Source organism: Vibrio sp. D173a (assembly GCF_030248475.1).
In genome coordinates this window covers 1-19,853 of the sequence record NZ_JAHGAH010000192.1, presented here as the reverse complement: position 1 = coordinate 19,853, position 19,853 = coordinate 1, and the positions used below count along the sequence as shown (strand labels likewise).

The window sequence follows — 19,853 nt, the reverse complement described above, 5'->3', positions numbered from 1 at the left end:
TTAACGTAGCTTTTTGATGCGTTCAGTTTGGCTGATCACGTCGGTAAGACGAATACCAAACTTATCGTTGACGACCACGACTTCGCCGTGTGCAATCAAAGTGCCGTTCACCAATACGTCGAGCGATTCACCCGCAAGGCGATCAAGTTCGACAACCGAACCTTGGTTCAACTGCAGCAGGTTACGGATGCTAATTTGTGAACGGCCCACTTCCATCGAAATGGTGACTGGGATGTCCATGATGGTGTCGAGCTTACGACGCTCATCATCCGTGATTGGGCTAGAGGTGTCTTTCAACTCTTCCAGTGGCGCTGCCAATACTTCATCAACATCAATTGAAGGTGCAGACGGGTCTTCGCCAAGAGCGGCTGCCCATTCGTCTGCTAGCTTTTGATCGTCACTTGGTTCCATTTTTCTGTCCTGTGTTAAACCTTACTTGCGCCCTATTTCTTCCTTCATGACCGTTTGTTTGAGGGTCAGAAGCGAGGCGATGGTATTGAGTAAGGGTTTTAATCGTCTTTATCGTCGTCGTGCTCAAGTTCAGACATGATGTCTTTGCCCAAGAACGCTAAATCGGTTTTTACAACGTGAGGGCGTTCAATCTCTTCGGAGATTTGTACCGCCATCTTATCTTCGGAGCGACCCATCTTCACGCGGTAAGTCGGTAAATCTTCGATGAACATGGTCGCGTGCTCAGGCATCTCAATCGGGATGACATCGCCTGGTTGCAGCTCCATCAAATCGCGCAGAGAAATGTCTTTCTCTAGCAAGTTCACGCGGAAGTTAACTGGGCAATCCATGATCTCTTCACGCAGTGCAGAACTCCAACGAACGTCGGTTTCCATCTTGTCAGATTGAACACCCGCATCGAGCAATTCACGGATCGGTTCCACCATTGAGTACGGCATGACCACGTGGAAATCACCACCACCGCCATCGACTTCAATGTGGAATGAGCTCACCACAATCACTTCGGTTGGGCTCACGATGTTGGCCATGCTTGGGTTTACTTCGGAGTCGAGATACTCGAACTCCACACCCATCACCGGCGACCACGCTTCTTTGTAGTCTTCGAAAACAATTTTCAGCAAAAGCTGGATAATGCGACGCTCAGTTGGGGTAAATTCACGACCTTCAATTTTGGCGTGGAAACGACCATCGCCACCAAAGAAGTTCTCTACCAGAATAAACACTAAGCGTGCTTCCATGGTGATCAGAGCCGTGCCTTTTAGTGGACGGAAGCGCACCATGTTCAAACTTGTCGGTACGTACAGCGTATTTTGGTATTCACCAAACTTCATCATCTGTACGCCGTTAATCGACACCTCAGCGGTTTTACGCAACATGTTAAACAGGCTGATTCGCATGTGTCGGGCAAAGCGCTCGTTGATAAGTTCGAGCGTCGGCATCCGACCACGGACAATCCTGTCTTGAGACGAGAAGTCGAAACTGACGGCACTCTCGTCGCCGGCATCCATGGGTTCATCAACGTCATCAACGTCGTCAACCCCGTGCAGTAGCGCATCAATCTCGTCTTGGCTTAATAGATCGGTCACGTTATACCTATTGAATTACAAAATCTGTAAACAGTACTTTTTCAATCACTGGCTTACCCACCGCAGCATTCAACGCCGCTTTGATGTCATCAGAAGCACGGTCTCGCAATTCCACACGACCAGTTGGTGAACGCAATTGCTCTACCGTCGCAGAAGCAAACGTCGATAGCAGTGAGCTTTCGATCAGTGGAGAGTGATAACGAGCTAGTTGCTCATTCTCACTGCCGCGCACCATCAGTTGGGCTTTGATTTGTACTAGTCTGTCACGACGGTCACCCGTCACGTTAAAAATAAACGGTTGTGCGATGTTCACATACGCGATTGGCGCGGCTGCCGTTTGCGCTTGTGTTTGCTCCGCTTGTGCGGCTTGCGCAGGTTCATCAGACCCCATCAAAAAGAAGGCTGCACCACCACCACCGAGCAGCAAAACCACCACTGCGATAATGATGATCAGTAACTTACTTTTTCCTTTTGGTGCATCCGCACCTTGTAGCTGTTCTTCTGCCATTACTGTCTCTTATTGTTCTGTTTTTAGGCCGCTATTTTATGCGTAAAAACTAATTCCATCACGCTTTGAAACCACATTCAAATCAAGATTCGTGTCGGCATCAAAGTTTTCATCTGACTGGCCAGAAAATCCACGACCTTGAGAGCCTTGACCGTTTTGTTCCGCATTAGCGTAACCACTCTGCTGCTGGCCACTGCTCTGTTGCTGAACCGAAGAATCTGCCAATTGCATGCCCTGCTGAGCCAACATTTCTCTTAGTCGAGGCAGCGTTTGTTCAATCAAGTCACGCGCTTGCGGGTTTGCCACCGTAAAATGAACATTGGCAAGATCGTTGTTCATTGTCATGCGGATCTGCATACGACCAAGTTCTGGCGGATCAAGACGGATATCGAGGTTCTTTAAGTTCTTCGACATCATCATTTGTACTTTCTCGGCCACTTGGTCATTGGCCAGTTCTTTGGTTAGTTGCAACGGTAACTGTGCCTGCTGCGCAGCATCGACACGCGCTTGCTGCTGAGCCGTCACGCCTTGTTGACCTGCTGCCGCTTGAATTTGTCCCGCCAAACCATGTTGTGGGTCAGGCTTATCTTGCTTATTCGTTGCACCTTTCAATGCGCCTGCAGCAAGGCCAGCATTCATCACTTTCTTACTCAGCTCTGCACTAGAAGCCGCCTGCGCTGCTGGGTTTAAATTCGCTGCCACTAGCGCTTCTGGCATTGCAGATAACGCTGCTTTGTCAGCATTTGGGGATACGGCTACCTGCCCACTCGCTTGAGCTGCAGCGTGCTTCATGTCCTGCGTGACTAGCTGATGAGCCTGTTGAGCCGCCACTGTTGAAGCGGCCACACGAGTTTGGTTATGAACGGCTTGATGCTCTGCCATCACCACTTTTACATCACTTGGCAAAGCCGCGAATTGCGCTAATTCTTGCACAGGGATATCCGCAACCATTTCACCTGTTTTTAGCCCCTCAATCACATCAAGTTCTTGCTGAGACAGTGGCTTTCCTTGAGCAAGTTTACTCTCGATAACTTGCAGCTCATCCAGTGAGATAAGCTTTACGTCCGCAACCTCGGTATTCGTTGTCTGTGCATCTGTTGGCAATACGGATTGTAGCGCTTCAGTCCCCGCTAACACCTGCGCGCCTTGTGTAACAACTTGACCGTTAACCGCCGCTTGCGTCGTAGCATTTACCATCGCTTCATTATGGGCGGCTTGAGAGCTTGGTGAATTCCAGTCAATTTGTGTAGACGCAGTACTCTGCGCCGCATTGCTTGTTTGTGCATTTGGTGAAACCTCTACCGCTGTTGCAATAGGTTTACCATTTGCATCCAATGCTACTTTTTCTGCTGCACGGATTGGTAAAACATCACCTTGCTCGACAGATTTCACCAAGGTTGATGCCGCTTGTTGATCTGAAGTAACCACATGGTCTTTGGCTTGTTGAGAGGCACCTTGGGTTTGGGCTGCCTCTGGTGGCAATGCTTTGCCGCTATCAACTAATTGCTCATTAGGCTTAAGCGTTTGGTTTGCTTGCTCTATGCGACCCAATAACTGCTGTCCCTCTCCCATTGCACTTTTTACTTGAGAATCGGAGGCTTGATCAGCGACATCAGCTTTACTCACTTTCGTTTCACTTGGGCTTGTGTCGTCTGATGAATTTGATGCCTTAACATTGCTAGAAGAAGTGGCATTTTCTGAGGATTCAACAGAACTATTCGTCGCTTGTTTCCCTTCCCCTTGAGCAAGCAACTCATCGGTTGATTCTGTCGAGGTCGCATTGCCTGCATCTTGCGCGACTTTTTCTTGGCTCTCACCTTGTGAGTTCTGGGATACCACCTTCCCAGCCTCCTCCGAGGTTTCTACAGCAGCGTCTGGTGCATCAGATTTCGCAACTGCTTTTTCGTTTTTTTGTGAATCAGTAAATACCCCAGCTAAGGTTTCAAAAAAACCTTTTCTTTCAGGGTTTTCTGCATCAACTTTATTTGAAGAATCGGAAACCGACGCCTTATTGGTTGCAGAAACATTGGATAAATTCACATTCATATAGAAACTCTCGTCATCGGCAGCGTTGAGCAAGTCGCTGTCGGATTGCACATGGGCGGCAAACTTAGGTCACAAGACCCGATACTGACGGACAAATTGCAAAAATCACGCCAACGCTCAGCGTGGATTTTCTGACGGTACGAATCAGGGATACTGATGGAACAAAGATCAAACTTGCAGCAGACACAAAGGCCTTTGCAATTTGACTGGCCGTTCGTTAGAGAGTAAACAGAAGCCTTGCTCAATCAATAAGGAATCGCTTTGAAAGTCACAGAACTCCGCCAATATAAAATTAAAACTGGCAAAACTGAACAATGGTTAACGTGGATGAAAGACGAGTTGCTGCCCTACCAACGCTCCAAAGGCATGCGTGTCCTAAACACCTATGTTCACACGGGTGAAGATGGGCACGATTACTTTGTCTGGTTACGTGAGTTCGACAGTGAACAAGCGCGACAAACGATATACGCAGAGACTTACAATGAGTGGTGGATTAGCGAGATTCGACCAAAAGTGTTTGAGTTGATAGAGCAAGACTCCGTCAAAGTAACCTTGCTTGAATCAGTAGAGATGTAACCAGCAGCACTAACGCAATATAACGATGAGAAACGTTTAGAAACGTTGCGGTTTTCGGCTGTAAAGCAAGGTAGAAAACTCATCCATTTGTTTTTGTTCACGCTTAGCTTCCGCCATTTGCTTTTCTTTCTCGCGCTTTTCAATCATCCACTCGTAAGACATCCGTTCTTTACGCATGTTTAGCCAGTAATCTTGGCAGTTCACCACCTGCTCTTTAAAGTGGTTTTCTGCCTGTTTTTGCTTGGAAAGCGTTTCATCGAGCTGGGTTAAGAAGCGGTTTAAGTGGCCGTATTGGCTTGCGGTGAGTCCCGCCATACCACGGTCTACCAACTGCTGGCAGTAATCTAAGCGGTATTTTTCAATTTGCTCTACTTGGCGGTAGTAATCATCTAGCTCTGAGCGTGCTTTGTTGAGCGCCAACACCGCTTGGTCTTCGCGTTCTTTTGCTTGCTCGAGTAGGAATTCCATCGCGTTATTCATACGCTATTACCCACCCAAGATGCTCTTCAACATGTTGACGCACATGTCATAAGGCACAGACTCTTTCATGCGCTGCTGCAAGTATTCGTCCAGTTTTGGCTTGAGGGTAAATGCGCCATCGATAGCAGGATCAGTACCCGGTTTATAAGCGCCAATCGACACCAAATCTTGGTTCTTGCGGCAAATCGACAACACCTGACGTACCGCTTTCGACATCAATACATGTTCTTCAGTAGTGATTTGCGGCATAACACGGCTCACCGATTTCTCGACATCTATGGCTGGGTAGTGGCCTGCATCCGCCATTTCACGAGACAAGACAATGTGACCATCAAGAATCGCACGTGATGCATCGGCGATCGGATCTTGCAGATCGTCACCTTCGGTCAGAACGGTAAAGAACGCAGTGATCGAACCTTGATCATCGCCACCGTTACCCGCTCGCTCTACCAACGCTGGCAGTTTAGCAAATACCGAAGGCGGGTAACCTTTGGTAGCAGGCGGCTCACCCACAGACAATGCAATTTCACGCTGCGCTTGAGCGAAGCGGGTCAGTGAATCCATCAGTAGAAGAACATCTAATCCTTGGTCACGGAAGTATTCGGCAATCGTCAGTGCCGTTTGACAGCCCTTCAAACGCATTAAAGGTGAAGCATCGGCAGGGGCAGCTACCACCACAGAACGGCGGCGTCCGTCTTCACCCAAAATTTCTTCGATGAATTCTTTTACTTCGCGTCCACGTTCACCAATCAGGCCAACGACAACAACTTGCGCCGTCGTGCCTCGCGTCATCATGCCAAGAGTGACCGATTTACCCACACCAGAACCCGCAAACAGACCGATACGTTGACCTTTACCCACCGTCAGCAAGCCGTTGATGGCTTTTAAACCCACATCAAGTGGCTCAGAAATGGGCTTACGCGCTAATGGGTTAATTGGCTCAGCATTGAACGAAGCGCGGTGATCGGTATAAAGCGGGCCGAGTCCATCCAGTGGGTTACCCACACCGTCAATCACACGCCCAAGTAGCTCCATACCAACGGGCAAACCCGCTTCACTGGTTAACGGCGTCACTTTCGCGCCGGGTAAGATGCCTGTGATTTGCTCACTTGGCATCAAGAAAAGGTTATCACCAGAAAAACCCACCACTTCCGCTTCCATATGACCGGACATGGTTTCGACCAAACACAAACTGCCAATCGGAGCACGACAGCCTGTCGCTTCCAAGGTTAAGCCAACAACACGTACAAGCTTGCCTGAAGCAACCGGACGCGTAGTTAAGCCTTCAACTTTGTAGTTTTTTAAACGGTCGGCCAAGGCTTGCATGGACTACTCGCCCCCTTGATGACGATTTGCGCCACAGAAGCTGTTCAATACGCTTTTTATGCGTTCTTCCATACGGTAATTGATGCTCGATTCGCCAGCAGCAATTTGTACATCACCACGGTTCAATGAAGGCTCCGCCACCAAAGTCCAATTACGGCAATCAAGCTCTTCTTCGCCGTATGCCGAGCGAATAATCGCCACATCGTCAGGGTTCAAGTGCAAGGTGATTGGATGACCAGAAATAGGCAGCGCTTCTACAGACTGCTTCACCGTATCGAGAATAATTTGAGGATTGGTTTGTACTTCCACATGCACAACTTCTTTGACTAGGCACAGCACCATATCCACCAGCTGCTTTTCAACCTGAGCGTTCATCAGCTCCAAAGGTTGAGCAAACTGGTTGGCCAAGTTCATAAAGGTTTCCACCTGCTGCTGAATGTACTCTTGCCCAGCGGTAACACCTTCCGCTTTTCCGAGTTCGAGACCTTCTGCATGACCGGCTTGAATGCCTTCTTCTTTGCCTTTGTCGTAACCTTGCTTGAAGCCCGCTTCTTGACCTTGATACAGACCTTCTTGATAAGCGCCTTGCTTGATCAACTCAATCTGTTCTTCTGTCAGTTCAAGAACTTGCTCTTCTTCTGATTCGTCAAAGTTTGGCACCCAACCTGGATCGTAGTTAAACGCAGTTTGTTTGGCTTGTTTTGCTTTCGGCTCACCGTAATCAGGTAACCCCCAGCGCTGCGGTTCGATCATCGCATCGTCTTCATCAGGACGGATAAATCCACGTTTTCTATCGCCAGCCATGCTTAACCTACAATCTGTCTATGTTGAAATTGATTTTGAAAATAAAGTGCTTTGAAAAAGTGCATTACTACAGAAGTGCGTTCCTCCCGCCTAAACAGGAGGAACAAGAAAGGATTATAAGAACTCGTCTGCGCCGCCAGACAGCATGATTTCGCCAGCGTCTGCCATACGACGAGCAATCGCCAAGATTTCTTTCTGCGCCGCTTCTACGTCTGCTACGCGAACCGGAGGCATTGCTTCGATATCGTCGCGCATCATCTCAGCGGCACGTTTAGACATGTTCTTGAACACTTTCTCACGTAGAGAATCGTCGGCACCTTTAAGTGCTCTTTGCAGAACGTCTTGCGGAACGTCACGCAGCAATTTCTGAATACCTTGGTCGTCCACTTCCACCAAGTTCTCGAATACGAACATAAGATCTTGGATTTGTGTAGCCATGTCTTCGTCTTGGTCGCGAATTTGCTCCATCAAGATACCTTCGACGTTGTTGTCTAGGTAGTTCATGATTTCTGCTGCTGCCTTCAGGCCGCCAATCTTCGCCGCTTGTGCACCCGCTTGACCCGCGAACTGCTTCTCCATGATTTCGTTCAGCTCTGCCAGTGCTGATGGCTGAACTTCTTCTAGGTTGGCAATACGCATCATCAGATCCAGACGCACACGCTCTGGGAACTGAGAAAGGATTTCTGCCGATTGGTCCGCTTCCAAGTACGAAAGTACGATGGTTTGGATTTGCGGGTGTTCGTTGACAATGATGCTTGCCACTTGGCGAGGATCCATCCACTTAAGTGAATCCAGACCTTTCGAGCCAGTGCCCAATAGGATTTGGTCAACCAAGTTGTTTGCTTTGTCCTCACCCAGAGCAGCCACCAGCGCATTACGCATAAAGTCTTCACTGCCCATACCGATGTTGGTGTATTTCTGGATGTCTTCTAGAAACGCGCGATGCACACCAGACACTTTGTCTTGGCTTAGGTCTTTCGCTCGCGCCATTGCGCTACCCACACGCTGAACCTGTTTTGGTTCTAGGTGACGGATGATGCCAGCCGCGTCGTTTTCGTTCAGGCTCAGCAGCAAAATCGCCGCTTTCTCTTCGCCTGTCATGCTAGAGACATCAAACTCCGCTGGCAAACCTGCGCCGTTTTCATCTTGAGGTACGATATCGTTAGCCATTTTCGTTCATCCAGTTTTTCACAACTTGAGCAGCAAGCTCTGGCTCGTTTGCCACCAGAGCACGTACTGCTTTGAGTACATCTTCATCTTTGTGCAGGTTAGGCAGATCAATGCTTGAACCAAACTCAAACAGTTCACCGCTTTCGATGTCGCTACCAATCAGGCTGGTTTCACCATCCGCACCAATTGGCAAGCCATCTGGTCCGTACATTTCGTCTTCGTCGCCACTTGCTGGGTTGAGCAATTTCTTCATTGCAGGGCGAACCAGAACCAAGATAACCACGATGATCACTAGCGCACTTGCAAACCAACGAACCCAATCGTTGAAGTTTGGATGTTCCCAAATAGGTGGATCAACCATTTGCTCAAGCTCTGGCTCAGCAAACTTCACACTCAGTACATTAAGCAAGTCACCGCGGTTCTCATCAAAGCCGACGGTACCGATCAGCACCTGGCGAATCGCGTTGATTTCAGATTCTGAAAGCGGCGTGTACGTCACCTCACCCGTATCTGGGTTCACAGTACGGCGGTCTTTGATTGCAACCGAAACGGTCTGACGAGCCAACGTACCGGTTTGCTTGCGTTCGTGGCTGATGGTGGTATCAAGCTCAAAGTTGCGCGTCGATTCTTTACGTACTGAGCCTTGACCAGTCAATGTGCCGTCTTTCATCTGCGCCACGTCCTGCGGAATAGACGCATCCGCTGGCGGTTGGTTACTCAATGCACCTGGAATGCCCGCAACCATGTTGCCGTTGTTGTAATCTTCCAGCGCATATTCACTGCGCGTAGACGGCGTATTCGGATCGAAGTTTTTACGAGTTTGCTCGACGGTGCTGAAATCCATCTGGATATCTACCTGAGCGGTGTAGTTACCAAAACCTAGAATAGGCAGAAGTACTGAATCAATCTTTTCGCGCAGCGCTTGCTCTTGGCTGCGTTCTAGCTCTTGCTCTTTACGACGTGCAGCAGATGCTGGGTCTTGGGAACCTGAGCTCAGTAGACGACCGTGTTGATCGGTTACCGTAATACGAGAAGTCTTCATTCCCGGAACAGCACTCGCCACCATATCAACGATGGAATCCACTTCTTGTTGTTTCAGGTCTGCGCCTGTAGAGAGCGTCAAAAATACCGAAGCAGACGCTTCTTGGTTGTGACGAACAAACACGCTGTGTTTTGGTAGAGCGAGAAGAACACGCGCTTTACGCACCTGCTTCATCTCTTCGATGGCTTGCGCAAGTTGGCGCTCACGACTGAGCTTCAAACGCTCTTGTTCCAAGCGCTGTGATACACCAAAGCCCATGTCTTGCAGCAGAATGTCATCGCCCGCCTCTGTTGCTTGGTTAACACCTGCACGCACCATGCCTAGCTTAATCGAGTTGTAATCGCTCGATTCAACCGAAATAGTATTGCCATCTAGCTTGTAATTGATTTTTTTCTGGTCGAGGTAATCCAGCACAGGGATCAGTTCTTCGGTTTCGTATGCACCAAGTGGGCGCATTTCCGGTTCTTTCACCCAGAAGAAAAGCATTACGATTAACGCAACACAGATAGAGATGGACAGCACTAATACGACCTGACGAAGTAAATCGAGGTCTCCCACTGCCATATCGAATTTTGACGCACTGCGCTCTTCAAGATCTGGGTTTTGGCTATCCACATCCAAATCTGAGCCAGCGATCAGTGCACCATCTGCGCCGCCATCAGTGACGGTTAAATCTGTTGACTTGTCTGCCACACTTATTACCTAAAATTACACTGGCATGTTCATGAGATCCTTATAGGACTCAACGAGCTTATTGCGGATTTGTACAGTGGCATCGAAGGCAACACTGGACTTGTTACGAGCAATCATAACGTCAGAAAGGGAAACATCGGCATCACCACGGTCAAAACGCGTTTGCAGATCGCCCGATGCTTTTTGAAGTGAGTTTACGTTATTGATGGCTTTCGTTAGGAGATCACCAAAATCTGCCCCAACTTTCGCACCTGTTGCAACGGGAGCGGTGTTGGTCGCCTCCACCATCATGGCGCGCATTTCTGCCTGAATACCATCAACTTTCATTGTCACCTCTAAGCCAAAAGTTTGACTATTAAATAAAACTGATTATTGACACAGCAATTACTGTGCCATAAGACAATAGTGCCGTAGTGTACCCACACTTTTGTCCTATGGCTATTTATGTGAATACTAAGCCGGAATATCGATACCAGCGTCACGCATTTTGGCAAGTTTGTAGCGCAAAGTACGTGGACTGATGCCCAGTTTCTCTGCCATTTCTTTACGACGACCGTTGCATTCGATCAGCGTTTCCAAAATGATCGCGTATTCTTGGTCACGCAGTTCACCACCGAGACCTTCGCCACCGACAGCCACACGGTTGATCGATTCAACTTGCGCGACAGGCTTAACATCGGGCACCAAGACCTCTGAGTTTTGAACCACAGACTGCAGGCTGCTCGCATCTTGCCAATCTACACCTTCTAGCAAAATGTGTTCTGCATCGATGTCACCGTTTTCACTCAAAATCAGAGCACGCTGAACCACGTTATCCAGCTCACGAACGTTACCCGGCCAAGGGTATTGAAGCAGCTTATCTAACGCGACTTGAGAGAACTTCGGCACAGGCATGCCCATCTTGCTGCAATGACGTTCTGCTAGATGCTGAGCCAATGGCGAGATGTCACCTTTACGTTCACACAGTGCAGGCCATGAGATTGGGAATACGTTCAAGCGGTAGTACAAATCTTCACGGAAGTTGCCTTCCGACACATACTGCTTAAGGTCACGGTTACTGGTTGCCAATACACGTACATCCAGTTTGATGCTCTTACGACTACCCAAACGCTCCACTTCACGCTCTTGAAGAACGCGCAGCAGTTTCGCTTGTAGGTTTAGGTCCATCTCACTGATTTCATCCAGCAAGATAGTACCGCCTTGGGCTTGTTCGAATTTACCCGGGCACGCTTGTACCGCGCCAGTAAATGCACCTTTCTCGTAACCAAATAGTGTCGCTTCCAGCATGTTGTCTGGAATCGCTGCACAGTTGATCGCAACAAAGGGGCCGTCTTTACGGTTTGAAGCGTTGTGAATGTAACGAGACATGACTTCTTTACCCGAGCCACTTGGGCCCAAGATCATCACGTTAGCATCGGTGCGCGCCACTTTGTCAGCCAAAGCCAATAGACGCAGACTTTTCTCGTCTGCTACGACTGCATCACCGTTGTCATCACTTTTGATTGGTGCGTAACGGCTCACCATGTTGAGCAAAACTTCTGGTGCAAATGGCTTCGCCATGTAATCAATCGCACCTTCTTTCATTGCCGACACAGCGTCTTCAATGTTTGCGTAAGCCGTCATAAGAAGAACTGGCATGTTTGGCCAATTCTGTTTGATATTACGTAGCAGAGCCAAACCGCCCATGCCTGCCATTTGCACGTCAGAAACCACAATGTCTACCGCGTTCGACTTCAGCTTAACCAACGCGTCTTCCGCACAATCGGCTTCTAACCACTCGTACCCTGCCAGAGCCAGAGTATCCACTAGGGCTTCACGAAGACCCTCATCGTCTTCTACGATCAGCACTTTGCTTTGCGCCATTATGATTCTCCAGTAATTGTTATCGACAAAAGCCGCTTACTGCGCTTCTGCTTGCACTCGCTCTAGCGGAATGCACATGGTAAAGCAGGCTCCATCACCCTGCTCTGAAATAAGTTCCAATCGGCCGTCATGGGCACGGCAAACCATTTGAACCACAGCGAGCCCTAACCCGGTTCCTTGAGAACGCGTGGTAAAGAATGGCTCCATAATTTTTGCTTGCAGTTCTTTTGGTACACCCGGACCGCTGTCTTGCACAGAAATGCGCAATTCACCGTTCACAGGGCGGAAAAAGACATCTATCTGCGATTCCTTTCCTGACATCTGAATCGCGTTCATCACTAAGTTACTCAGTGCTGAAGCAATGGCGTTAGCGTTGCCTAACAGCTCAGTGTGTTCTTCTTCCACTTCTAGGAAGTAGTCAATGTTGTTGTTCTTCAGCGCGGTTTCGACCATTGGCTGATATTCAGCAACTAACTGAGAAATGTTAAAAGGCTTAATGACTTTATTATCACCATCTTTAGCAAAAAGCAGCATATCATTAACCTGCTTTTCCAAATCGTGCAGTCGATCCATTAATTTGCTTTGAAATCTATCTTTTGTCGCCGGAGGGAGATTTGGCGCTGCTAAATTAGATGCATACAACATGGCGCTCGATAATGGTGTTCTGACTTGGTGTGCCAAAGACGCCACCATACGGCCTAACGATGACAAACGTTGTAAGTCACTCACGCGAGATTGCAGTAAACGCGTTTCCGTTAGATCGGTGATCAAAATGAGTTGGCCAGTCGCCGATGCCGAGATCGCTAGACGAACTTTACGACCATTGCGCAGTGAGACTTCATGACCATCATCTTCGCGCGGATCAAACACCGCTTGGATGATGTTGAACCATTTCTCGTCGACCAGTGGAATTTCAAGAATGCGGTGCGCCTCTGGGTTGGCTTCACGCACCACACCGTGGGTATCTAGTAAGATCACACCAGCGGGCATCACGTCCAAAACCTGCTTATAACGCTCTACTTGATTCTCTACTGAGTCTAAATGGGATTGGTTGGTGTTATTGTCCATTCACTGCCTGTCGAAATATCGCCATTTAAATACTAAAACAGCTTGGCAAGCAATTAGCGTACCAAGCTGTTTTCTATATTTATCATAGCGTTATGTCATCGACAAGAAGTTGACACTAAGAAATGTGCGGTTTTATTGTCAGAAAAGATAACAAGCTGCCTGAGATTCAACCGCTTTAACGCCAGGGTGACCCTAGCGTTGAAGGTTGTACTTACGCATTTTCTCAACCAGTGTTGTGCGTCGCATCCCTAGCATATCTGCAGCTCTTGCTACCACACCACCTTGTGCTTCAAGCGCTTGGCTGATCATGTTGACTTCCATATCCGCAAGCAGCTCTTTCAAGTTCACCCCTTCTGGTGGCAATCCTTGAGGTGCATTCATGTTGTGGTCCAGATCGTTCTGCTCATCAAAGCTGAAGTTCTCAGAGAAGATATCTTGGAACACATCGCGTTCTTGCTCTTCCGCAGAGGTAAATGGGTTACCTTCTGGTTGGAATTCTGGGATATCGCTGTAACGGTATTTGGTTGGTAAGTGATTCACGTCCACTAGGCTATTCGGGTACAGGATCACCATACGCTCAACAAGGTTAGCAAGCTCGCGGACGTTACCCGGCCAGTTATGCTCCATCAATGAATTGATGGCACGAGGCGTAAAGCAGATTGGCTGTCCACCCTCCGCTTCAAGGCGAGTCATCAGCTCTTGTAGCAACAATGGGATATCTTGCTTACGCGCTTTTAGCGCTGGCATTTCAATTGGGAAGACATTCAAACGGTAGAAAAGATCTTCACGGAATGTGCCGTCGTCGATCATTCCTTCTAGGTTTCGGTGTGTTGCTGCTACCACTCGAACGTTCACCTTGATCGTCGTATTACCACCAACACGCTCGAAGCAACGCTCTTGCAGTACACGCAATAACTTCACTTGCATCGACATCGGCATATCGCCAATTTCATCAAGGAAGATGGTGCCACCCTCAGCCAATTCAAAACGGCCTTTACGCGCAGTTAAAGCACCAGTAAATGCACCTTTTTCGTGACCAAACAGTTCACTTTCTAGTAGCTCTGGGGGAATGGCGCCACAGTTGATAGGCACAAACGGACCATTGCGGTAAGCAGAATGGTAATGAATGTTTCGTGCTACCACTTCTTTACCTGTACCAGATTCACCCAAGATAAGTACGTTTGCTTCAGTACCTGATACTTGTTCGATCAAATGACGAACTTCTTGAATGCCTCGGCTTTGGCCTACAAGGCTACGGAAAAGCGTGTTTTTGCGTGCGCTTGCTACCACGTTTACGCCTTTACGACCAAGGAAGTCTTTGCAATGACGTAACGCTTCGCTAAGTTGCGGGTAGTTGAGCGGTTGCTCTAATTCACCGACAAAGTTTGGCAAATCATCAACGGGCAATGGGAAAGAGCCCATGACGAGAAGTGGGATATGGTACGCTTCGTTGAGGTGAGCCATCACCGCTGTCGCTGCATGACCCGCAGAGATGTTACCGACAATGCAGCCTGACCAAACGGCTGACCAGTCAACATCGCCTAGCTGATCAGAACTGACCGCTTCGCAACTTTCTCCAACAAATTCCAATATATTGCTTATATTCAAACGACTTGGTGCATCGTCATCGATTACAAGCAGCTTTGCCAAACCTTGCATAAGTAAGAATGATTGCCTTTATTATGGGGTTGTTGCGGCCAGACCTTGATTTGCGCAATTGAGTGTTAGAAAGGGGGGACCACTCTCAATTAGCGATAGACAAAATAGGAAAATCAGCAACAAAAAAAAGCCATTAGGGCCACTAATGACTTCTATTTTATTTGAATAAAAAAATAAGGCAACCAAGCAATAAAGAGGTGTGAGCTCTATTGTAACTTTATCTAACTCATTTCTATGCAATTTGGCACAATACCCTACTCATTAAGTAAGGTATTGTTTTATCGATTAAATGCCGACTTCCGCTGCCGTTAGGTTGTGGAACTCAGTAGGAATCTGGTCCCAAGCTGATTTGATTTCGCGAATAATATCAATAACATCATCAATTGGTTGAGGATCATTCTGGTGGTTCGCAGCCGAGATCTGAGTGATCATAAATTCGTAAAGTGAATCTAAGTTTGAAGCAATGTCACCACCATCTTCCATAGATAGACAACTACGCAGTGCGATGATGATGTCCAACGCCTTACCCAAGCGTTCACCTTTTGCAGGAATGTTGCCTGCTTGCATTGCTGCTTTACCTTGGATCAGACGCTCAATTGCACCTGCCATTAGCATTTGAATGACTTTGTGCGGAGACGCCGCACTCAGCTGGCTGTCGACTGATACCTTTTTGTATGCTTGCAAAGAACCGCGCATAGTATTCCTCTTTTATATAAATTTTTTGTACTGCTGAAGCGAACGTTGACCATAACGGAACTTGTGAAGCTCTTTACCGACTTTAGTGGTTTCGTTTTGCATCAGCTCAACAATACTTTTGGTACGAGTGAGCAAGTCTTGCCACTCTGCTTCCTGCTTCACCAATGGATTGTTCTCAACAATGGACAGCAGGTTTTGCAATAACCGTTCCCTGATATCGACCAAGTGAAGGATTTCTTCAGTATTAAAGTCGACTTTTTCCAGCTCTTGCGTAATTAGTTGATCAATATCACTAATTTCTATGAGTGCATCTTTCATCTATTGACCCAACGCGTTCATCAGCGCCCCGAGTTGGCCCTGCATCTTACCCGTTGCATCTTGCATCGCGGCGAACTTAGCGTGAGTACGCTTCTCTAAACTGTCCATGCGGCGATCCAATGCCGCTTGGTCGTCTCCAAGGCGGTAGTTTTGTTCAGTTAGGCTCTTCTCTCGCGTACGGATGCTACCCGTAAAGCCGGTAATGCCTTGGATTGCGTCTTCAACGCGTTTCGCGAAACCTGTGTTACCGCCAAAGAACTTCTCCAACTCGTTAAAGTTGTTGTTCAATTGGCGATCCAACATGTCATAGTTGATTTCTAACGTACCTTGACGTGTGGTGGTGATACCGAACTCAGTCAAGGATTTCAGATCTTCCGGTGCTTTCTCTATCGAGGTTGAAAAGACCGATTTCAAACGTGCATCAGCGTTACGTACCGTACTGTCACCCGCTAACGGTCCTTTCTGGCCTGTCGTCGGGTCGACACTGGCAAGTGCTTTAGAGGTTTGATAGAACGAGTTGTACGCGGAGACGAAGTTTTCAATATCTGACCGTACACTCTGACGATCATACTCAACGCCAATCTCAGCCGGGGGTTTACCCAGTTCCGATTTGCCTTTCAGCGTCAGGTTCACCCCCTCAATGGCGTCTTCGATCACGTTGTTGTGGCTCGAAAGCTGTGCAACGCCATCAAGCATCACTTGCGAATCCTGACCAGCTTGCACTTCAGTCATGCCTGAATACACTTCAAAGGCTTTTTGCGCTTCTGCGATCTTAGCCTCTGCAACGTCGATTTTCTCAAGACGCTCACGCTCTTCTGGCTCTAGTTTAGCGCGATGGATTTGCTTCGCTTGTTCTTCCGTCAGTTCACCACGAGCCACCTTTTGGTCAAGCTCTTGCTTTTCATCGGCAATCTTTTGCTCAATTTCCGCTTTCTCTTGTTCGAGCTGCTGTTTAGCTTCTTTGGTTGTGACGTAAGAGTCAGTCAGCGTACCTGAGGCTGCATTGTTCCAGCCCGGAACGTCTGGTGCTTTCGCGATGGCTTCTTCATCCAGCTCTAATTCTGGCGGACGGTAAGAATCTAGGAGTGTGCCTGAAGCGGTTTCTGTCCAACCGGGGATGCTGTCTTGCGGACGCATACCCGCTCGTTTATTGGCAGCATCAATTGCTTCTTGTCCTGCTTTCGCCGCAGCGGCACCCGCTGCAGAGATCGGTTCATCCGTTGCGCCATCTTGCGCATTCTCTGCCGCTTTTTGTTCTTCAGGAGGTATAGGATTGCCGTCTGCATCCACCTGTTCAGGTTGGTCTGCATCGGTGTTTGACTCTGGTTCTTTAAGGGGGCCAAGTACGGCTTCTGCCTCTTCACGAGCTTCTTCAAGCGCGTTCACTCGGTCTTCCAGAGTTTTGTATTCGAAATGTTTCAGGGGATTTCCGGCTTCGGCATCCACACTGACTTTGATTTGATGGTCCTTGCCCGAAAGGTTCGAAGCAAGAATCAAACGCGGCCCTTCTACGTCGTTAATAACGGAAGCACGTACGCCAGGGTTATCCTTAGCGCCGTTAATTCCACGAACGACATCAACTAGCTCAGAGCTAGAACGGACATTAACGTCGAAGGTGTCATCACCAAGAGAAATCTGCAGCTTACCAGCGCCAAACTTGGCGTCTTCTGGCAAAACGTCAGAAGCCACTTTATGGCTCTGTGCAAGCTGCAACACATCGATAGCATACTTACCGGCTATAGCGTCTGTTGTTGCGGTCGCGGATACGACTGCGTCGTCCGTTGTCTCTACAGAACGAACGGCAAACGCCTTCTCCTGACGAAAGTTCGTCATGAGATTCTTCATCGTATCCAACGATTCTCTGAGTCGCCCATAGGCACTGATGCTGGCGTCAATTGTCGCGCGCTCGTTGTCGATGCGTTGCTGCTTTGGCACACGCTCGGCATCTACAATTTTGCTGACCATGGAATTGATATCCATGCCGCCAGACATCCCCAAAGGGCCTAAACTCATCAAATCACCTCAAAAACGACTTACACCTTTTCAACTAACAAACCACGGTTAGCTGTGTGCTCAGCTAGGCGACGCAATACCACGAGCATTTCTTCATCAGGGATCTGACGAATTACATCACCGGTTGTGGCTTCGTAAATCGTCACAACGTCTCGGCCCGATTCTTCATCGACTCGAAACGCTACCCCTTTATTCATGGCGCTCACAAATTCATTCATTTGCTCGACCATTTTTTCGCGTTCTTCTTTGTTCAGCTCTTGGCGAGATTCCGCCATTTCAATCGCAGCTTGAACAGAGAGTTCGCGTTCGGCATCGTTCGGTTTTTCAACGGGAGCGGTGCCGTTAGAACTTGCTGTGCTAGGCGTGCCTATGCCATTTTCTTTAGCAACTTTTGTGCCACTCGGTGTGCCGTAAGGCTGGATGTTCGACGTGTAGGAGGATATTTCCATTACAATCTCCCTTCCACCTTATGAGCTAACGATTAGGTCTATCGCGTTGGTGATGGTATCACTAGGCTGAGTCGACCCAATTAGCCCAACAAGCTTAGCGCTGCAGATGGTGACTGCTTCGCTTGTGCCAGGATTGAAGTACTTGCTTGTTGAAGGATTTGCGACTTAGTCATTGCTGTCGTTTCCTTCGCGTAGTCAGTATCTTTAATACGGCTGTTAGACGCGTTAACGTTCTCGTTAATGTTGTCTAGGTTGCTGATAGCGTGGTTGAAACGGTTTTGGAATGCACCAAGAGACGCACGTTGGCTGTCTACTGATTTTAGTGCGCCGTCAATGATCGCTACTGCTTCTTGAGAGCCTGCAACTGTGGTTACGTCGATGTCTTTAACCGTTACGTCTTTTGCATCGCCGAAGCCAATTTCACCCGCTAGGTTGCCAGAGAACTCTACATCGCCTGTTACTTTTTGAGTAGCAGCGAATACTTGTAGCTTGCCATCTTCACCAACAGATGCTTTTACATCTTCGCTTTGACCGTTGATGTAAGTTGCTAGCTGCTCGATATCATCGCCTTGTTTCGCGTTGATAGTCAGCTCTTTCTCTTCACCTTGCTTGTTGGTGTAAGTCATCTTAAGTTCAGTGTTATCACCTACTGCCCAAGATGCATCTTTGCCATCTTCTGCTGAGTAGCTCTTACCGCCCATTGCAGAAGTATCAGAACGTAAGTTACCCATAGAAAGCATTACTGCTTCACCAGAGTCCGCACCGATTTGGAAAGATTGAGTACCGTAAGTACCGTTAAGAAGCTTGTTACCACCAAATGAAGTTGTTTCAGCGATACGGTTTAGTTCGTCGTTAAGTGCTGTTACTTCTTCTTGAATCGCTACACGCTCAGAACGCGAGTTTGAACCGTTCGCAGATTGAAGCGATAGGTCACGCATACGTTGTAGGATGTTGGTAGATTCATTCATTGCACCTTCAGCAACCTGTGCAATAGAAATACCGTCGTTCGCGTTTTTCACAGCCATGTCTAGACCACGGCTCTGTGCATTCAAACGGTTAGAAATCTGTAGACCTGCAGCATCATCTTTCGCGCTATTGATTTTATAACCCGAAGACAAACGCTCCATTGATTTTTGTTGACCTTCAGCCGCTTGGTTTAGGTAACGCTGTGCGGTCATCGCAGAAACGTTAGTATTAACGTTAATCGCCATAGTTGATCTCCTTAAGGCTTTAGTTGATGTACAGTCGTGTCTCTCACCTCACTTAGGTACATCTCATTTCTCTCAGTCCCTTTAACGGCGGCCTATAAATATCCTTTAGGAGAAATTTTCAATTTTTTGCGATTAATTTCTTTGGCTTACTGAAGTGTGATGCATCTCTAATATTGTAACTAGAAGTAACTCAAGCTTGTCCAAACCTCAAAAACAGACATAAAAAAACCCAGCCGAAGCTGGGTTTACTCGCTCATCTCTCACCACGAGCCAATGGGATTCTCGCCTTAGGTTATCAATTAACCTAGTAGGCTTAGCGCTGAGTTAGGCGCTTGTTTCGCTTGCGCAAGGATTGAGCTTGACGCTTGCGATAGA

At 48.1% G+C, this 19,853-nt stretch carries 19 protein-coding genes; 1 reads left to right on the top strand and 18 read right to left on the bottom strand.

Translation table 11 applies throughout. The features are described 5' to 3' along the window. The 4 genes from fliN to KIV40_RS18730 all read right to left on the bottom strand — a co-directional run bounded on the left by fliN (nt 1) and on the right by KIV40_RS18730 (nt 4,110). Complete coding sequence (fliN, locus tag KIV40_RS18745; protein ID WP_005433003.1) at nt 1-411, bottom strand: flagellar motor switch protein FliN; 411 nt, start codon at nt 409-411, stop codon at nt 1-3. 98 nt (nt 412-509) lie between these two features. Further along, nucleotides 510-1,556, bottom strand: coding sequence for a flagellar motor switch protein FliM (gene fliM, locus KIV40_RS18740; protein ID WP_005433073.1), 1,047 nt, complete (start codon nt 1,554-1,556; stop codon nt 510-512). Nucleotides 1,557-1,563: 7 nt separating this feature from the next. Then, entirely contained in the window at nt 1,564-2,064 is a 501-nt protein-coding gene (gene fliL, locus KIV40_RS18735) for a flagellar basal body-associated protein FliL (protein ID WP_050906749.1), read from the bottom strand. 36 nt (nt 2,065-2,100) lie between these two features. Continuing rightward, nucleotides 2,101-4,110 carry a flagellar hook-length control protein FliK gene (locus KIV40_RS18730; protein WP_285350720.1) on the bottom strand — a complete coding sequence of 670 codons (2,010 nt, stop codon included), beginning with the start codon at nt 4,108-4,110 and terminating at the stop codon, nt 2,101-2,103. 261 nt (nt 4,111-4,371) lie between these two features. On the opposite strand from KIV40_RS18730, the gene KIV40_RS18725 reads away from it, so the two are divergent. After that, nucleotides 4,372-4,686 (top strand): NIPSNAP family protein, encoded by a 315-nt coding sequence (locus KIV40_RS18725; protein WP_045369513.1) that lies wholly within the window; start codon nt 4,372-4,374, stop codon nt 4,684-4,686. 36 nt (nt 4,687-4,722) lie between these two features. Here the strand turns inward: KIV40_RS18725 and fliJ are convergent, their stop codons facing one another. The 14 genes from fliJ to KIV40_RS18655 form a co-directional block, all read right to left on the bottom strand. Further along, nucleotides 4,723-5,166, bottom strand: a complete 444-nt coding sequence (gene fliJ, locus KIV40_RS18720) for a flagellar export protein FliJ (protein ID WP_005433085.1) — start codon at nt 5,164-5,166, stop codon at nt 4,723-4,725. 6 nt (nt 5,167-5,172) lie between these two features. Beyond that, a complete protein-coding gene (fliI, locus tag KIV40_RS18715) occupies nt 5,173-6,492 on the bottom strand; it encodes a flagellar protein export ATPase FliI (protein WP_005433019.1) in 1,320 nt (439 codons plus the stop codon). A gap of 3 nt (nt 6,493-6,495) precedes the next feature. Continuing rightward, nucleotides 6,496-7,296, bottom strand: a complete 801-nt coding sequence (gene fliH, locus KIV40_RS18710; protein WP_045377440.1) for a flagellar assembly protein FliH — start codon at nt 7,294-7,296, stop codon at nt 6,496-6,498. A 114-nt stretch (nt 7,297-7,410) separates the two neighbouring features. Beyond that, nucleotides 7,411-8,466, bottom strand: coding sequence for a flagellar motor switch protein FliG (gene fliG, locus KIV40_RS18705; RefSeq protein WP_005433061.1), 1,056 nt, complete (start codon nt 8,464-8,466; stop codon nt 7,411-7,413). Continuing rightward, nucleotides 8,459-10,201 carry a flagellar basal-body MS-ring/collar protein FliF gene (fliF, locus tag KIV40_RS18700; protein WP_285350716.1) on the bottom strand — a complete coding sequence of 581 codons (1,743 nt, stop codon included), beginning with the start codon at nt 10,199-10,201 and terminating at the stop codon, nt 8,459-8,461. The genes fliG and fliF overlap by 8 nt, the downstream gene beginning before the upstream one ends. 15 nt (nt 10,202-10,216) lie before the next feature. Then, complete coding sequence (gene fliE, locus KIV40_RS18695) at nt 10,217-10,528, bottom strand: flagellar hook-basal body complex protein FliE (RefSeq protein ID WP_005438670.1); 312 nt, start codon at nt 10,526-10,528, stop codon at nt 10,217-10,219. A 126-nt stretch (nt 10,529-10,654) separates the two neighbouring features. Then, nucleotides 10,655-12,064 carry a sigma-54 dependent transcriptional regulator gene (locus KIV40_RS18690; protein WP_005531056.1) on the bottom strand — a complete coding sequence of 470 codons (1,410 nt, stop codon included), beginning with the start codon at nt 12,062-12,064 and terminating at the stop codon, nt 10,655-10,657. Nucleotides 12,065-12,100: 36 nt separating this feature from the next. After that, nucleotides 12,101-13,132 (bottom strand): ATP-binding protein, encoded by a 1,032-nt coding sequence (locus tag KIV40_RS18685; RefSeq protein ID WP_285350713.1) that lies wholly within the window; start codon nt 13,130-13,132, stop codon nt 12,101-12,103. Nucleotides 13,133-13,324: 192 nt separating this feature from the next. Then, a complete protein-coding gene (locus KIV40_RS18680) occupies nt 13,325-14,791 on the bottom strand; it encodes a sigma-54 dependent transcriptional regulator (protein WP_285350711.1) in 1,467 nt (488 codons plus the stop codon). Nucleotides 14,792-15,076: 285 nt separating this feature from the next. Then, complete coding sequence (fliS, locus tag KIV40_RS18675) at nt 15,077-15,487, bottom strand: flagellar export chaperone FliS (protein ID WP_005433081.1); 411 nt, start codon at nt 15,485-15,487, stop codon at nt 15,077-15,079. Nucleotides 15,488-15,499: 12 nt separating this feature from the next. Next, a complete protein-coding gene (locus KIV40_RS18670) occupies nt 15,500-15,805 on the bottom strand; it encodes a flagellar protein FliT (protein ID WP_285350709.1) in 306 nt (101 codons plus the stop codon). Continuing rightward, nucleotides 15,806-17,818, bottom strand: a complete 2,013-nt coding sequence (gene fliD / locus KIV40_RS18665) for a flagellar filament capping protein FliD (RefSeq protein WP_285350707.1) — start codon at nt 17,816-17,818, stop codon at nt 15,806-15,808. 20 nt (nt 17,819-17,838) lie between these two features. Then, nucleotides 17,839-18,267: a flagellar protein FlaG gene (gene flaG / locus KIV40_RS18660; RefSeq protein ID WP_285350705.1), complete on the bottom strand. Its 429-nt coding sequence runs from the start codon at nt 18,265-18,267 to the stop codon at nt 17,839-17,841. 80 nt (nt 18,268-18,347) lie between these two features. Then, nucleotides 18,348-19,478 (bottom strand): flagellin, encoded by a 1,131-nt coding sequence (locus KIV40_RS18655; protein WP_005531042.1) that lies wholly within the window; start codon nt 19,476-19,478, stop codon nt 18,348-18,350. Between the last annotated feature and the right edge of the window lie 375 nt (nt 19,479-19,853).